General features: G+C 63.8%; 12 protein-coding genes. 9 read left to right on the forward strand and 3 right to left on the reverse strand.

Annotated elements, in window-relative coordinates; translation table 11 throughout:
- The first annotated feature begins 153 nt into the window (after positions 1–153).
- Positions 154–1464: an MFS transporter gene (locus P0D87_RS24530; protein ID WP_307258826.1), complete on the forward strand. Its 1311-nt coding sequence runs from the start codon at positions 154–156 to the stop codon at positions 1462–1464.
- Positions 1465–1659: 195 nt separating this feature from the next.
- On the opposite strand, the gene ald is transcribed toward P0D87_RS24530, so the two are convergent.
- On the reverse strand, positions 1660–2778 hold the full coding sequence (ald, locus tag P0D87_RS24535; protein ID WP_006049289.1) for an alanine dehydrogenase: 1119 nt from the start codon (positions 2776–2778) through the stop codon (positions 1660–1662).
- Between the two features lie 357 nt (positions 2779–3135).
- Between ald and P0D87_RS24540 the strand changes: the two genes are divergently transcribed.
- The 4 genes from P0D87_RS24540 to P0D87_RS24555 all read left to right on the forward strand — a co-directional run bounded on the left by P0D87_RS24540 (position 3136) and on the right by P0D87_RS24555 (position 7994).
- Positions 3136–3543, forward strand: coding sequence for a rhodanese-like domain-containing protein (locus tag P0D87_RS24540; RefSeq protein ID WP_053859502.1), 408 nt, complete (start codon positions 3136–3138; stop codon positions 3541–3543).
- A gap of 51 nt (positions 3544–3594) precedes the next feature.
- The gene (gene ftrA / locus P0D87_RS24545; RefSeq protein ID WP_053859501.1) at positions 3595–4557 is read left to right on the forward strand and encodes a transcriptional regulator FtrA; all 963 of its coding nucleotides are present in this window, start codon (positions 3595–3597) and stop codon (positions 4555–4557) included.
- A gap of 42 nt (positions 4558–4599) precedes the next feature.
- A complete protein-coding gene (locus P0D87_RS24550) occupies positions 4600–5802 on the forward strand; it encodes a DUF2252 domain-containing protein (RefSeq protein ID WP_053859500.1) in 1203 nt (400 codons plus the stop codon).
- 494 nt (positions 5803–6296) lie between these two features.
- Positions 6297–7994, forward strand: coding sequence for a SulP family inorganic anion transporter (locus P0D87_RS24555; protein WP_053859499.1), 1698 nt, complete (start codon positions 6297–6299; stop codon positions 7992–7994).
- A 6-nt stretch (positions 7995–8000) separates the two neighbouring features.
- Here P0D87_RS24555 and P0D87_RS24560 read toward each other — a convergent pair whose 3' ends face one another.
- The gene (locus P0D87_RS24560; RefSeq protein ID WP_053859498.1) at positions 8001–8636 is read right to left on the reverse strand and encodes a LysE family translocator; all 636 of its coding nucleotides are present in this window, start codon (positions 8634–8636) and stop codon (positions 8001–8003) included.
- Positions 8637–8754: 118 nt separating this feature from the next.
- On the reverse strand, positions 8755–9630 hold the full coding sequence (locus P0D87_RS24565; protein ID WP_029966338.1) for a LysR family transcriptional regulator: 876 nt from the start codon (positions 9628–9630) through the stop codon (positions 8755–8757).
- 128 nt (positions 9631–9758) lie between these two features.
- On the opposite strand from P0D87_RS24565, the gene P0D87_RS24570 reads away from it, so the two are divergent.
- From P0D87_RS24570 to P0D87_RS24585, 4 genes are all read left to right on the forward strand, one after another.
- The gene (locus P0D87_RS24570) at positions 9759–10193 is read left to right on the forward strand and encodes a VOC family protein (RefSeq protein ID WP_029966336.1); all 435 of its coding nucleotides are present in this window, start codon (positions 9759–9761) and stop codon (positions 10191–10193) included.
- Between the two features lie 236 nt (positions 10194–10429).
- Complete coding sequence (locus P0D87_RS24575) at positions 10430–13633, forward strand: efflux RND transporter permease subunit (protein ID WP_006049297.1); 3204 nt, start codon at positions 10430–10432, stop codon at positions 13631–13633.
- 88 nt (positions 13634–13721) lie between these two features.
- Positions 13722–14945: an efflux RND transporter periplasmic adaptor subunit gene (locus P0D87_RS24580; RefSeq protein ID WP_006049298.1), complete on the forward strand. Its 1224-nt coding sequence runs from the start codon at positions 13722–13724 to the stop codon at positions 14943–14945.
- Positions 14946–14995: 50 nt separating this feature from the next.
- Positions 14996–16465, forward strand: a complete 1470-nt coding sequence (locus P0D87_RS24585) for an efflux transporter outer membrane subunit (protein WP_408637069.1) — start codon at positions 14996–14998, stop codon at positions 16463–16465.
- Positions 16466–16556 lie beyond the last annotated feature (91 nt).

Genomic DNA, 16556 nt, shown 5'->3' on the forward strand with positions numbered 1-16556 from the left:
TAGCGATTGCCGCGGCTGGCCTTGCGCGTGCGCTGCCGGGCGCCGTCGCGCGTCGATACCTAATGCCTTATCTGCGGTATGGCGGATGCCGGATGCCCGCTGCCCAGCGCTTTGCCGAATACAATGGCAGGCAACCCCACAACCGCCTCATTGATGACCGCCCCCAACCCTTCCGATCATTCCCAGCGTGCGGCGGCAGACGCTGCAACTGCATCGACTGAACGCCGCGGCACCGCGCGGCCGGTCGCGGACGCTCCTCCGCACGATTCGCGCGCTCGCAGCATCGCGCTCGCCGCGAGCCTCGCGCTGATCGCTTTTTCGCTGCGCACGCCGATCACGAGCGTCGGTCCGATACTGCTCGAAGCAGTGCGGGCGACGAACCTGTCGCGCACCGGCGCAAGCGTGCTGACCACGTTGCCGTCGTTATGCTTCGGTCTATTCGGCCCGCTTGCACCGATGCTCGTGCGGCGCCTCGGCAGCGAACGCGCGTTGCTGGCTTTGTTGATGCTGCTGACTATCGGCACCGCATTGCGTGTGGTTCCCGCATGGCAGGTGCTGTATGTCGGCCAGATCGTGGCCTGCTTTGCGATCGGTTTGATGAATGTGCTGATACCGGGCGTGGTCAAGCGCGATTTCCCGCATCACGTCGCGCTGATGACCGGAGTCTACAGCGCCGCGATGTGCGCGGGCGCCGCTGCGGCAGCCGCTACCACGGTGCCGGCGGCCAATGCCATCGCGCATCTGTTCGACGGCGCGGGCGGCAACGCGTGGGCGTGGGCATTGGCGCTGTGGTCGTTGCCTGTGGCACTGGCGACGCTCGTGTGGGGCGTGAATCTGCCTGCCAAAGCCGTGCATGCGGGAAGACGCGTGCACGTCGTGCGCGGCTTGTGGCGCGATCCGCTCGCGTGGAAGGTCACGCTGTTCATGGGTTCGCAATCGTCGCTGGCGTATATCGTGTTCGGCTGGCTGCCGACGGTGCTTCGCACGCGCGGCATGAGCGCCGTCGATGCCGGGTTCATGCTCTCGCTGAGCGTCGTCACGCAGGCGGTGGCGTCGTTGCTGCTGCCGTTCCTGCTTGTGCGTCTGCGGGATCAGCGCGTGGTGAACGTGGCTGCGCTGCTGTTGACCGGCCTCGGTCTGATGGGCTGCTTCTTCGGGCCTTTCCCGATCATGTGGATGTTCGCGTTACTGCTCGGCATCGCGCAGGGCGCGTCGTTCACGCTCGCGCTGACCGTCATCGGATTGCGTTCGTACGACTCGCATGTCGCCGCGCAACTGTCGAGCATGGCGCAGGGAATCGGCTATCTGATCGCGTCATGCGGACCGTTCATCGCCGGGTCGCTGTTGCATGCAACCGGCTCGCTGTACAGCCTCGCTGCGTTGTGCGCGGGCGTTTGCGTGGTGGCGGCGTGGTTCGGTTATGCAGCGGGACGGCCGGAGCATGTGAAGGTGCATGTCGAGTAAGCGGTAGATGGACCGTGATGGCGCACAGCCGCGTGTTTATGTTGGATCACGCGTGTTTGACGCGGCGTCGTGACATCGCGCGCCGCGGCGAGCGAGCCGCTCCCGTTGCCGGCGGTATCGGCAACGAGAGCCACGGAGCAATTCAACCGCTGCCGGCGGCATGCTAAGCCGCCGGCAGCGGCCTCAGCCGCCGCGTCACATCGTCATGACGGATTCCGGCGCTTCCCACGTGTAGTCGAGCGCTTCGGCCACTTCCTTGCACGTCACCTTGCCAAACGCGACGTTCAGGCCATTGCGCAGATGCGCGTTGTCCTGCAACGCCTTGCGCCAGCCCTTGTCGGCGATCTGCAGCGCGAAAGGCAGCGTCGCGTTGTTCAGCGCGTAGGTCGAAGTGCGCGGCACACCGCCCGGCATGTTGGCGACGCAGTAGTGAACCACGTCGCCGACCATGTATGTCGGGTCCGCGTGCGTGGTCGGCCTCGCGGTCTCGCAGCATCCGCCTTGATCGATGGCCACGTCGACGATTGCGGAGCCGGGCTGCATCGCTTCAACCATCGCTTTCGTCACGAGTTTCGGCGCGGCCGCGCCGGGGATCAGCACGCCGCCGATCACGAGATCGGCTTCGAGCACATGCTTTTCGACGTTGTCCTGGTTCGAAAACACCGTCATGACGCGCGCGCCGAGCAGCCGGTCGATGCGCCGCAGCGCGTCGAGATTGCGGTCGATCACGACGACCTGCGCGCCCGTTCCCACCGCGATCTGCGCCGCATTCGAGCCGACCACGCCCGCGCCCAGAATCACGATTTTCGCCGACGGCACACCCGCGACGCCGCCCAGCAGGATGCCCTTGCCGCCATGCGCGCGCTCGAGGCAATACGCGCCCGCCTGGATCGACATGCGGCCGGCGACTTCCGACATCGGCGCAAGGAGCGGCAAGCCGCCGGCGGCCTGCGTGACCGTTTCATAGGCGATGCAGACGGCCTTGCTCCTGATCAGATCGGCGCATTGTTGCGGGTCGGGCGCGAGGTGCAGGTACGTGAAAAGAATCTGGCCTTCGCGAAGCATGGCGCGCTCGCCGGCTTGCGGCTCCTTCACCTTGACGATCATCTCGGCCGCGGCGAATACATCTTCCGCGCGTGGGACGATCGTCGCGCCGGCTTTTTCATAGACGGCGTCCGATGCGCCGATGCCGCTTCCCGCGCCTTGCTCGACCGTAACGGTGTGACCGTGCGCCACCATTTCGCGGACCGACGACGGCGTCAGTCCCACCCGGTATTCATGGTTCTTTATTTCCTTGGGTACGCCAACCAGCATGTCATCCTCCAGTTGCGGAACAGCCCGCTGAACGACTCGTTCGTGCACTGCGGCACGGCAACGAGCAGGTCTCTTATATATAGAAGTGGAACCCAGCATACGCTTGATCGCAAAGCGTGGCTGCCCCGAGTTTTTGTAGGAGCCGTGCACGCAATTAGATCGAGAGCCGGAGCCGCGATCAGTTCGCCAGCGATCACAGCGGAGGTTGCAAGCTGACCGGACGCGGCGCGCCCAATCGACGAACCGCGATGCAATGGCCGTGGCGTGATGTTGCCGGAAGTTGTCGATATGGCCACTGTCGCCTGATGGGCCGCGTCAGGATAATCGTCTCCATTCAAACACGCGAAGGAGCCAGACATGTCCGAAGTATCCGCCATACCCGCCGCCGACAGCGCCGCTGCGTTCGCGCATTACAGCGCGTCGCTCGCCTTCGAAACCGATTGTGCCGATGTGCACTCGGCGATGGCACACGGCCCGAACGCCGCCGACTTCGTGTTGCTCGACGTCCGCAGTCCCGCGTTGTTCGCGCGCGGCCATGTGCCCGGCGCGCTGAATTTGCCGCACGGCAAGATCGTGGCGTCGAAGCTCGCCGGCTATCCGCCCGAGACGTTGTTCGTGACCTACTGCGCGGGCCCGCATTGCAACGGCGCGACGCGTGGTGCGATGCGGCTCGCGCAACTCGGGCGTCCGGTCAAAGTCATGATCGGCGGCGTGACCGGCTGGCTCGACGAGGGCTTCGACCTGAATGCGGCCGCGGCCGCCTGAAAGCGCGCATTGAAGCAGCCGCGTTCGCGGGCGGAGCGGTAACATCACGCCATGCACAATCATCTTGTCGTCGCGCTGGCCTATGACCGGCTTTGCACCTTCGAATTCGGCTGCGTGACCGAACTGTTCGCGCTCGAACGCCCGGAACTCGGCGTGGACTGGTATCGCTTCGCGGTCTGTGCCGCGGAGCCTGGACCCATCCGCGCGGCGGGCGGCATCACGATCGCCGCGCCGTACACGCTGAGGCTATTGGATCGCGCTGACACCATCGTGATACCCGGCTGGCGTCATGTGGATGAACTGCCGCCCGAGCCGTTGCTGAAGAAGATCCGCGCCGCGCATCGCCGCGACGCGCGCCTCTGTTCGATCTGTTCTGGCGTGTTCGTGCTGGCCGCCGCGGGCGTGCTCGACGGCAAGACCGTCACGACGCACTGGCGTTATGCCGCGAAATTGCAGGAGCGCTATCCGCATCTGCGCGTGCAGCCGGACGCGCTCTATGTCGACGAGAAGCAGATCATCACGTCGGCGGGATCGGCGGCGGGGCTCGACATGTTGCTGCATCTCGTGCGGCGCGATCATGGCAGCGCGGTCGCGAACCGGGTCGCGCAGCGGCTCGTGGTCGCGCCGCATCGCGAGGGCGGCCAGGCGCAATTCGTGCCGCGCCCGGTGCCGCACGACGAAAGCGGACGCCTCACGCGGCTGATGGACTGGGTGCGCGGTCATCCCGCGTTGCCGCACACGCTGCGCTCGCTCGCCGAACGCGCGGCGATGAGTCCGCGCACGCTGCAACGCCAGTTTCATGACGCGACGGGGATGGCCCCGTACGAATGGCTGGTGCGCGAGCGCGTCGCCATCGCGCGTGAGTTGCTCGAAGCGCAGGGCGCGCTGCCGATGGCGCGCGTCGCGGAACTCGCCGGCTTCGGCTCCGAGGAATCGTTGCGGCGGCATTTCAGGCGCATCGCGCTGACGAGTCCCGGAGCGTATCGTAAGAAGTTCGGCGCGCCGACGGCGTAGGTGCGTGAGGACTGCACGCCACGCCGCTTGCAAGGAAACCAGATGATCGACATCGCAGAGACTATCGCGCGCTTTAACGCCGGGCGCGATCCCGAACGGCTGGCCATGAAATACAAGGCGATGTGTGCGTCGCCTTTCGTGTTTTTGCGCGGCACATGTCATCTGTTTTATGAGCGCCTGCCGCAACAGGCGCTACTCGACGATGCGCCGCCCGTCTGGATTTGCGGCGACATGCACCTCGAAAATTTCGGCAGCTACAAGGCCGATAACCGCCTCGTCTATTTCGACAACAACGACTTTGATGAAGCGTGCCTCGCGCCGAATCTGTACGAACTCGTGCGTTTGCTGACGAGCGTGCTGGTCGGCGCCGCCGACCTCAAGCTGAGCCGCGCGCAGGCGCTCGCGCTGTGTCATACGGCCGTGCACGCATATGGCGCGGCGCTCGCGCTCGGCAAGGCGCGCTGGGTCGAACGCGAGACATCGTCCGGCATGGTGCGCGATCTGTTCGATGGATTGGCGAGCCGCACGCGCGCCGCGCATCTGGACCGCCGCACCACGCTCAAAGGCAAGACGCGCACGCTCAAGGTGGACGGCAAGAAAGCGCTGCCCGTGAGCGATGAGCGACGTGCCGCAATCACGCAGTTCATGCAGCGGTTCGCTGCGGGCGAGACCGATCCGGGCTTTTATCGCGTGCTCGACGTCGCACGCCGGATCGCGGGTACAGGAAGCCTCGGCGTGGACCGTTATGTGATTCTCGTCGAAGGCAAGGGCTCGCCGGACGGCAACTATCTGATCGACCTTAAAGAAGCGCTGCCTTCTTCAGTCGTACCGCATATGCGCACGCCGCAGCCCGCATGGCGAAGCGAGGCGGAGCGCGTCGTCGAGATTCAGCGGCGCAATCAGGCGGTGTCGCAGGCGTTTCTGCACGCGGTCGATTTCAATCGGCGCTCGTACGTGCTGCGCAGTTTGCAGCCTTCGGAAGACCGCGTCGCGTTGAAGGACTGGGACGGCAAACTGCCGAGGCTGGAGGGCGTCGTCGTCAGCATGGCCGAACTGAGCGCATGGGCGCATTTGCGCAGCGGCGGGCGGCAGAAGTCGTCGATCGCGGATGAGTTGATCGCGTTCGGCAATCGCACCGACTGGCAGGCGCCGTTGATCGAACTCGCGACGCAATGCGCGGCGCAAGTCGCGGCGGACTGGAAAGCGTATTGCGAGGCGTACGATCGCGGTGCGTTCAAGGTGTAGTGCGGCGGAAACGTTTGCGGTTTCAAACAAAGGCTTGCACGCCGATCAGCTCATCCGACGTTCATCGGTTTTACGCCCTATTTCAGGGCCTAAAAAGCGCCGCTACCTGACAATGGTGTAATAGTCGGCAACAGTGATTTGCTGTTTTCCCTCATTTAATTCACCGGCTTATCGCGTAGACTTGTACTAACAAAAAATGGTTACGGGGTGCGAGATGTTGGCCGTTTTCTTCATCGCCTGTCCAATCTGCATTGCGGCGCTTTTCGGTTTCGCGCGGCATGTCGATCCGCGGACAGGTCACTTCAAGCGTTGATTTTCAACGTCGCGGGTTCGAGCAAAGCCGGCAAGTGAGTTCCGTTGCCGGCCGGGTTAGCCATTAGCTGTTTTCTACTAGCTATTAGCATTAGCCGTTGGCAATTTGCCCACGGGCCTTGCTTTCCAGTGCCGGGTCGCGGCACGATGCGCGATAACCTGGCTCTGGGGCGGCATCGCGTATGCGAGATTTTCTGGCGAATTGGACGGCGCGCGCGGGCGTGCTCAAGGGCGTGCTTCCATTGAACCGCGCGGCGGCGATGCGCGACACGCTCGCAGGCGCCCAGCTTGCGTCGATGGATATTCCTCAAGTGCTCGGCTATGCGCGCATTGCCGGCATGCCTGCCGTTACCGGGCTTTACACCGTCTTTCTGCCGCTTATCGCGTTCGCGTTCTTCGGCGCGTCGCGGCAACTCGTCGTCGCCGCCGATTCCGCTACCGCCACCATCTTCGCAAGCCGCCTCGCGAGCATGGCGCCCGTTTCGAGCGCGGAATACGCGTCGCTCGCCGCGATGGTCGCATTGCTGACCGCCGCGCTCCTGTTCGTCGCGCGCATTTTCCGGCTCGGCTTTCTCGCCGATTTCCTGTCGCGCACGGTGCTGGTCGGCTTTCTGGCGGGCGTCGGCGTGCAAGTCGGCATTGCGATGCTGGGCGATATGCTCGGCTTGCCCGGTCACGCGTCGCGCAGCGTGGATCAACTGGTTCTAGTCGTGCGCGAGTGGGGGCAACTGAACAGGCCGACGCTGGCCGTTTCGGTGCTGGTCGTCGCGTCCGTGCTGTTTTTCAAACGCGTGCGGCCGCGCGTGCCGATGCCGTTGATCGCCGTCGTCGGGGGAATCGTCGCGAGCGATGTGTACGGTTTCGCCGCGCACGGCATTGCAGTGCTCGGTCCGGTCGCGGGCGGGCTGCCGCCGCTTCGCATGCCGTCTGTGACATGGCAACAGACGCTCGATCTCGTGCCGGTCGCCGCTTCCTGCTTCGTGATGATCGTCGCGCAAAGCGCGGCGGCGAGCCGCGTATTTGCCGAGCGGCATCATCAGGTGGCCGACACCAACGCGGATCTTTTGGGCATCGCGGCGGCCAACGCAGCCGCAGCATTTTCAGGCGCGTTCGTCGTGAACGGCAGCCCGACGCAGACGGCGATGGCCGATCGCGCCGGCACGCGCAGCCAGTTTGCGCAGATCGTGTTCGCCGCGGTGGTCGTCGTGGTGCTGCTGTTTTTCAGCCGGTTTTTGCAGTATTTGCCGCGCTGCATTTTGGCCAGCATCGTATTCACGATCGCCGTCGGGCTCGTGGATCTCAAGACGCTGTTTGCGATTCGCCGCGAAAGTCCGGGCGAATTCGCGCTCGCGGTGTTCACGGCTGCGGCCGTCGTGCTGATCGGCGTCGAGCACGGCATTCTGATTGCGGTCGCCGTGTCGCTCTTGCGGCACGTGCGCCATAGTTACCGTCCGCATACGATGATTCTCGAGCCCGGCGACGACGGCATGTGGGTGCCGGTTCCCGCCGTTCCCGGCAGACAGACCGCGCCGGGGCTGATCGTTTATCGCTTCGGCGCCGACCTGTTCTATGCGAACGACCACTTTTTCGTCGACGATACGCGACGTTTGATCGACCATGCGCCGACGAAGGTGCGCTGGTTCGTGATCGATGCAAGCGCAATTACCGACCTCGATTATTCGGCGGCGCGCTCGGTCGGCGAGCTATGCACTGCGTTAAAGCGTAGCGGCATCCACGTGATTTTTGCGCGCGTGAACCGCTATTTGCGCTCCGACATGGATCGGCACGGCATCACGCCGATTGTCGACGCAAGCTGCATTTTCGGCACCTTGCATGAAGCGCTGCGCGCGGCAGGCGTTGAAGAGCCCGCCGACAAATAACGCGCGTTAGCTTTTCGACGTCAGCAGTTTGAAGCCCGCAATGCCGAACATGATCGCGAGCGAGCCGTCGAGCCAGCGCCGGATCGCCAGATACACGCGCCGCGCGGATGCCGTCGAAAACAGCAGCGCATAGCTGCTGAACACCGACACGCCGATAGCCATGCAGCCGAGCACGACCGGCGCGGTATGCGCGCCGCCCGTCGGCGACATCGCGAGCGAAACGATCGACATCCACACGAGAATCGCTTTCGGATTGGTGAGATGCAGCAACAGGCCGCGCAGATAGAGCCGCTTGAGCGGTTCGTTCTGTCGCGCGTCGCCAGCGGGCAACGTAGCGGGCGCCAACGCGGAGCGCGCCGACTTGAAGCCGAGCCAAAGCAGATAGACGCCGCCCGCAATCTTGATCGCGACGAGGCATTCCGAATAGGTGGCGAGCAACGCCGACAAACCGAGCGACGCCAGCAGCGCCCAGAAGAACGATCCGGACACCACGCCGAGCGCAAACGTGAGCGCCGAACGGCGGCCCGCGCTCATCGCAAGCGACATGATCGCGAGATTGCTCGGACCAGGGCTTGCGGTGCCGACGAAGTAGGCGCTGTAGGCGATCAGGACATCGGCGGTGAGGAAAGCGGTGGGCGTCATCAGTTAAGACTCGCGGGCGGCCAGAGGAATCACGATTTTGCGCGCTGCTGCATCGACCGCACAGATACAGTTGATGAAGCGCTGATCGGCACAATCGGGCATGAGCCGCGCGCGGTTGTTATCCCTGCGCCGCATTCCCGATGCAATCGGCGAGTGCATCCGCCACCGCTTGCCGGCTATGCCGCGGACGCTGCACGAGCCCGATCTCGCGATGAAACGTCGCGTCTTCGAGCGATAACGCGGCGACGCCCGCAGGCCACTTGCCGAGGCCCGCCGTGTCGGGAATCAGTGCGATGCCGATGCCGCGCGCGACCATCTGCGCGATCGCCTGCAACTCGTCCAGTTCGAGTACGTCGTGCACGTTCAGCCGCGAACGCCGCAGAAAACGGTCGACGAGCCGCCCGCCGAACGAGCTGCGGTCGTAGCGGATAAACGGTTCGCTCTTGAGCAGTTCGCGCCACCCGCGCTTGCCGCGCGCGAGCACTTTGGGCACGAGCAGCACGAACGGCTCGGTGACGAGCGTGCGCCATTCGAGTTCCGAAGGCAGCGCAAACGGCGGCTTGATGATGACGGCGAGATCGAGTTCGCCCGAGTCGACCTGGCCGAGCAGATTCAGCGATACGCCGGGCACGACACGAATGCGCCAGCCCGGACGGTCGTCGCGGAAACGCGCGAGCGCGTCCGCGAGAAACGACACTTGCGCCGATGCAATCGCGCCCACGCGCAGCATGCCGCTCTCGGCCGCAACCGCGCCGCGTTCGGAAAGCCGCGCATAGAGCGCGATGATTTCCTCGGCGAGCGTGAGCGTTTCCCGGCCGGCGTCGTTGAGTATCGCGGAGCGGCCCGTGCGGTCGAACAGAGCAAACCCGAGTTCCTCTTCGAGCCGCTGCATCTGCGCGCTGACAGCCGACTGCGTGAGCCCGATCCGCGCGCCCGCAGCGGAAAACGTGCCGTACTGGCTAACGGCAATCAAGGTTCTAAGTTCTGCAAGCATGTTTCGACTGATCGATTCCGGTGATGGTCAGCTCAAATATATATCGTTTCCGATCACTTTTGCTTGTGGTTAAACTTGACGAGTCAATCTCCATCGTCCATCGCATCATCTCCAGCGAGTTCCACATCATGAGCGTTACGCACACCACCTTGCCGCCGTTCCATCTCGCGTTTCCCGTCCATAGCATCGCCGCCGCGCGCGAGTTCTATGGCGAATTGCTGGGTTGCCCCGAAGGCCGCAGCTCGGACCAATGGGTCGATTTCAATTTCTACGGGCACCAGATCGTCGCGCATCTCGCGCCGGAAGAAGCGGGGCATCGCCAGACGAGCAAGGTCGACGGCGACGCGGTGCCGGTGCGTCACTTCGGCGCCGTGCTTTCGATGGAGCAATGGCAGGCCGCCGCGGACAAGCTGCAAGCGGCGGGCATCGACTTCATCATCGAGCCGCATGTGCGCTTCAAGGGCGAAGTCGGCGAACAGGCCACGATGTTCTTCCTCGATCCGTCGGGCAATGCGCTCGAATTCAAGGCGTTCGCCGATATGTCGTCGCTGTTCGCCAAGTAGAGCAAGCAGAGCGCGCGAGTGAAAACATGAAAAGCGCGTAGGCAAACTGAAATAAAAGTGCGGCCCGATTTTCGAAAAGGGCCGCCCGTCAACGCTTTTTCCTTACGATAAGCTTCCTGACAATTCCGCCATTTTGGCGCCATGCAGGTGTTGGTCCAGGCGATCTAGCATAAGCGCCAGTTCGCCCACCTCCCGCTGCTCAGCCGCAGTGACCTGCACTTCTTCAGGCGCGTTTCATGTGGATTGTCAACGTTGCGCTTAAGCGGCCATACACGTTCATCGTGATGGCCATTCTGATTGTGCTGGCGACGCCTTTTGTGCTGTTCACCACGCCGGTCGACGTGCTGCCGGAAATCAACATCCCGGTCGTCAGCATCATCTGGACGTACAACGGCTTGTCCGCGGAGGACATGGCGCACCGCATCGCCTCGGTGAACGAGCGCAGTCTCACGACGACCGTCAACGACATCGAGCATATCGAGTCGAATTCGCTCGCGGGCATCACGATCCTCAAGGTGTTTCTGCAGCCGAATGCGAACATCCAGACCGCCATCGCGCAGACCGTGGCCGTCGAGCAGGCGCAACTCAAGCAGATGCCGCCGGGCGCCACGCCGCCGCTCGTGATCAGCTACTCGGCGTCCAGCATTCCGGTGATTCAACTCGGCCTGTCGAGCACGAAGCTCTCCGAGCAGCAACTCAACGATACCGCGCTGAACTTCCTGCGGCCGCAACTCGTGACGATTCCCGGCGCGGCCGTGCCTTATCCGTATGGCGGCAAATCGCGGCTGATTTCCGTCGACCTCAATACGCGCGCATTGCTCGCCAAAGGTCTGACGCCGCTCGATGTGGTCAGCGCGTTCAACGCGCAAAACCTGATTCTGCCGACAGGCACGGCAAAGATCGGACCGAAGGAATACACGATCAACATGAACGGCTCGCCGTCGACGCTGGAAGGTCTGAACGACATTCCGGTGCGCACGGTGAACGGCGCGACGACTTATCTGCGAGAAGTCGCTCACGTGCGCGACGGTTTCTCGCCGCAAACGAATATCGTGCGGCAAGACGGTCATCGCGGCGTGCTGATTTCGGTGCTGAAAAACGGCAGTGCGTCGACGCTGTCGATCGTCAATACGTTGCACGGTTTACTGCCGGCGGCGCGCGCGGCATTGCCGCCGGACCTGAACATCACGGCGCTGTTCGACCAGTCGGTATTCGTGAAGGCGGCGGTGCAGGGCGTGGTGCACGAAGCGGTGGTGGCGGCCGCGCTCACGGCCGCGATGATTCTCTTGTTCCTCGGCAACTGGCGCAGCACCTGCATCATCGCGATTTCGATTCCTCTGTCGATTCTCTCGTCGCTGATCGCACTGCATGCGCTCGGGCAGACCATCAACATCATGACGCTTGGCGGCCTTGCGCTCGCGGTGGGCATTCTCGTCGACGATGCGACGGTGACGATCGAAAATATCGAACGGCATCTGCATATGGGCACCAATCTGCACGATGCGATTCTCGAAGGCGCCGGCGAAATCGCGATTCCCGCGCTCGTCTCCACGCTGTGCATCTGCATCGTGTTCGTGCCGATGTTCTTCCTCACCGGCGTGGCGCGCTACCTGTTCGTGCCGCTCGCGGAAGCCGTTGTATTCGCGATGCTGGCGTCGTACATTCTGTCGCGCACGCTCGTGCCGACGCTTGCGATGCTGCTGATGGGCCACGCGCACAAACCGAAAGCCGCTGCAAAACCCGGTCTTTTCCAGCGCATTTACCGGCGTTTCGACAACGGTTTCGAGCGCATGCGCGCTGCGTACATTGTGATTCTCAGCAGCCTGCTCGTGCGCCGCCGCCGCTTCGGCAGCATATTTCTCGGCTTCTGCGTGGTCTCGATGGGACTCGCATTCGTGCTCGGCGAAGACTTTTTCCCGAGCGTCGACGCGGGCAATATCCGCCTGCATATGCGCGCGCCGACCGGCACGCGCATCGAGGAAACCGCGCGTCTTGCCGACGAAGTCGAGAAGGTGATCCGCGAAGTGGTGCCCGCGAACGAACTCGGCACGATCCTCGATAATCTTGGTCTGCCGTATAGCGGCATCAATCTTTCATACAGCAATGCAGGCACGATCGGCACGCTCGACGGCGAAATCCAGATCGCGTTGAAGGAAGGCCACGAGCCGACGCAAGTCTACGTGGACAAACTGCGCGCGATGCTGCCGCAGCGTTTTCCGGGCGTCGAGTTTTTCTTCCAGCCCGCCGACATCGTCACGCAGATTCTCAACTTCGGGTTGCCCGCGGCCGTCGACGTGCAGATTGCCGGCGCGGACCAGCAAGGCAATTTCGACGTCGCGCGCAAGCTGTTGAAAGAAGTGCGCCTGATTCCCGGCACGGTTGATACGCACATCCAGCAAAAGCTCGACGAACCCGCGATCAACCTGCAAATGGACCGCACGCGTTTGCAGCAGCTCAACCTCACCGCGAGCAATGTCGCGCAAAACCTGCTCGTTTCGCTATCGGGAAGCTCGCAGACGTCGCCGGGCTTCTGGTACAACGACCGCAACGGCGTCGAGTACAACGTGGCGGTGCAAACGCCGCAGTACCGCATTTCTTCCATCGACGATCTGTTGCGCACGCCGGTCTCGGCATCGTCAACGGGGCCGACGCAACTGCTCGGCAATCTGGTGCGCGTATCACCGCAAAACCAGTTCGCGGTCGTCACGCATTACAACATCCGGCCCGTGATCGACCTCTATGTGAGCGTCGACAAGCGCGACCTGGGCAGCGTCGCGAACCAGGTCGACAAGCTCGTCGAGAAAGCGCGCGCGACGCTGCCGCGCGGCAGTCAGATCACCGTGCGCGGCCAGGTACAAACGATGCGCACTTCGTACCTGGGTCTCGGTCTCGGCGTGGCGATGGCGATCGTGCTCGTCTATCTGCTGATCGTGGTGAATTTCCAGTCGTGGGTCGATCCGCTCATCATCGTGAGCGCTTTGCCTGCGGCGCTGGCCGGCATCGTATGGATGCTGTTTCTGACGGGCACGCATCTGAGTGTGCCGGCGCTGACGGGTGCGATCATGACGATGGGCGTCGCCACCGCCAACAGTATTCTGATGGTCGCGTTCGCGCGTCAGCGCCTGTCGGCCGGCGCGCCGCCGCTGACCGCCGCGCTCGAAGCGGGAGCGAGCCGCATTCGTCCGGTGCTGATGACGGCGTTCGCGATGATCATCGGCATGATTCCGATGGCGCTCGGTCTCGGCGAAGGCGCCGAGCAGAACGCGCCGCTCGGCCGCGCGGTGATCGGCGGATTGCTGTTTGCAACGGTGTCCACGCTGTTTTTCGTGCCGCTCGTGTTCGCGGGCATTCATACGCGCCTCGCGCGTCGTCATCGCAACGACCATGAAGACGACGGCAACAGCGCAGGCGAAAGCGGTAGTGCCGGCGAGCCGGCCTAAAGCCTGAGCGTGAACAGCGAATCGTGGAAAACGTCAAGAAACCGGCTACTCAACTCACGGAGCTAGCTAACCGAGATGGCCAACTGAGATGACCGAAAAAACTCATGCATCGCTGGCGATTCCGTCGCGCGAGACGGAAAGCGGCCACGCATTGCCGCCGCGTAATCGCGAATGGAAGCGCGCGAAGATCGCCATCTTCATCGTGCTCGCGTTGCTCGCGCTCGGCGCGTTGCGCACGGTGATCGCGAACCTGATGCAAAACCGCGCCGTCGAGCAGACGACGAAGCAGAACGCCACGCAATACGTGAACGTAGTGAGCCCGACGCCGGCCGAAAGCGGCGGTGCGACGACCTTGCCGGGCACGCTGCGCGGCAGCGTCGAATCGCCGATCTATGCGCGCTCGACCGGCTATCTGCTGCGCTGGTATGCGGACATCGGCACGCGCGTGAAGCAGGGCCAATTGCTCGCGGAACTCGATACGCCCGAGATCGATCAGGAGCTTGCGCAGGCCTCGGCGCAGCGTCAGCAGATCAGTTCGAGCCTCGCGCTTGCAAAGAGCTCGCTCGAACGCTGGCAGCAGCTTCGTCAACGCGATGCGGTCTCGCAGCAGGAACTCGACGAGCGGCAAAGCACATACGCGCAGAGCGTCGCCAACCTCGCCGCCGCCGATGCGAACGTGCAGCGCTTGCGTCAGCTCGAATCGTTCAAGCGGATCGTCGCGCCGTTTGCCGGTGTGGTCACGCAGCGCAATGTCGATGTCGGCGATCTGATCGACGCCGGCAGCGGCACGAGCCGCGCGTTGTTCGCGCTTGCGCAGTCGGACCCGCTGCGCGTCTATGTGCAATTGCCGCAGGCGTATGCGCAGAACGTATCGGTCGGACAGAAGGTGGTCGTCACGCAGGCCGAGCTGCCCGGTCAACAGTTTCATGGCAGCGTCACGCACATTTCCGGCGCGATCGACGTGCCCACTCGCTCGCTGCAAGTCGAGGTGACGTTGCCGAATCCGGACAACACGCTGCGTCCCGGCGCGTATGTGCAGGTCGCGCTGCCTTCGGTGGCGCGCGCCGAATGGATGGTGCCCGGCAATGCATTGCTGTTTCGCGCCGAAGGTCCGCGGCTTGCCGTGGTCGATGCGAAGGGCAACGTGCAGTTGCGCAAGATCGTGATCGCGCAGGATCTCGGCCAGACGCTCGAGATAGAAAGCGGCATCGACGGGAACGATAGAGTCGTCATCAACCCGAGCGATTCGATTGCGGACGGCGATCATGTTGAGATCGCGCAGCCGCAAAAGAGCGGGAAGGAGGCGTCGTGAAGCCGCAACGCGCGAGCCGCGCAGTGAGCGGGTTTGCAGCCGCGGGGGCGATGACGGCTGTTGTGGCGAGCGCGGTCATGCTTGCTGCCTGTACCGTTGGACCGGACTACAAGCGGCCGCAGGCCGAGGTGCCGCCTGCATGGAACACGGATTCATACTGGCGCGTTGCGACGCCTTCGCATGCGCCGATGGATCTGGACTGGTGGAACGTCTATCGCGACGCCACGCTCGCCTCGCTCGAAACGCAGGCGCTCGCGCAGAACCAGACGCTCGTCGCCGCCAGCGCGCACTATGAGCAGGCTAAAGCGACGCTTGCCAATACGCGCGCGCAGCAGGTTCCCGAAGTGGACCTCGCGGCATCCGCGTCGCGCTTTCGCATTTCGGCGGACAGGCCGCGCACCAACTACGCGCTGCCGACCATGTCGACGGTGCAAAACAATCTGCAACTCGGCCCGACGATCAACTACGACACGGACCTGTTCGGCCGCATACGTCGTCAGGTGGAAGGCGCGGCGGCATCCGCGGAACAGTCGGCGGACGATCTCGCCAACGCGCGGCTCGTGCTGACCACCGAGGTCGCGACCGATTACTTCTCGCTGCGCGAACTCGACACCGAGATCGACGTGCTGAATCAATCGGTGAAGCTTCAACAGAAAGCGCTCGACTACGTGAACGCCGAACACGACCTCGGCGCAGTGTCGGGCCTCGACGTATTGCAGCAGAAGTCGCTGCTCGATACCACGCGTGTGCAGGCGCAATTGCTGTTGAACCAGCGCGCGCAATACGAGCACGCGATTGCCGCGCTCGTCGGCGTGCCCGCGCCGCAATTCGCGATCGAACCGAAAGTGTTGAGCTTTCCGGTGCCGGCCATCGCGCTCGGCGTGCCGAGCGATCTGCTGCAACGCCGGCCCGATATCGCCTCCGCCGAGCGCGCGATGGCGGCGGCCAATGCGCAGATCGGCGTCGCTAAAGCCGCGTTTTTTCCGAGCCTCACGCTGACGCCGGGCATCGGTTGGGAAAGCACGCAGTTCGCGAGTCTGCTGAGCGCGCCGACGCTGATGTGGACGCTCGGCGCCGCTGCGGGCCAGGTGCTGTTCGACGGCGGCCGGCGCGCGGCCAACGTGCAGTTCGCGAGCGAAGGCTACAAGGCGACCGAGGCCAACTATCGGCAGACGGTGCTCAACGCGTTCCAGCAGGTGCAGGACGGCATCACGGGTCTTGCCGTGCTCGACGGCGCGGCGAAGCAATCGGAAGAAGCGGTCGCGGACTCGGAGCGCCTGCTCGGGCTCGCGAACGACCGCTATTCCGGCGGCCTCGTCGCGTATCTGAACGTGATCACCGCGCAGCAGTCGCTGCTTAACAGCAAGCGCCAGGACGCGCAGATTCGCGGGCAGCAGATGACGTTGTCGGTGGCGCTCGTGAAGGCGCTGGGCGGCGGCTGGGACGCGGACCCCGCGCTCGCGGGCGCGGACGCGGGCGCCGCGCAACATGACGCGCAAACGCGCGCCGCTGCGCAGTAAGTAACGCGCGGTGCAGCGTGGCGCAACAAGCGAGCAAGCACGGGAGCAGGCAATGCAGGGCGTTTCGTATAATGCAGACACTAGGGGACGC

This window comes from Paraburkholderia sp. RL17-368-BIF-A (assembly GCF_046054045.1).
GTDB lineage: Bacteria > Pseudomonadota > Gammaproteobacteria > Burkholderiales > Burkholderiaceae > Paraburkholderia > Paraburkholderia graminis.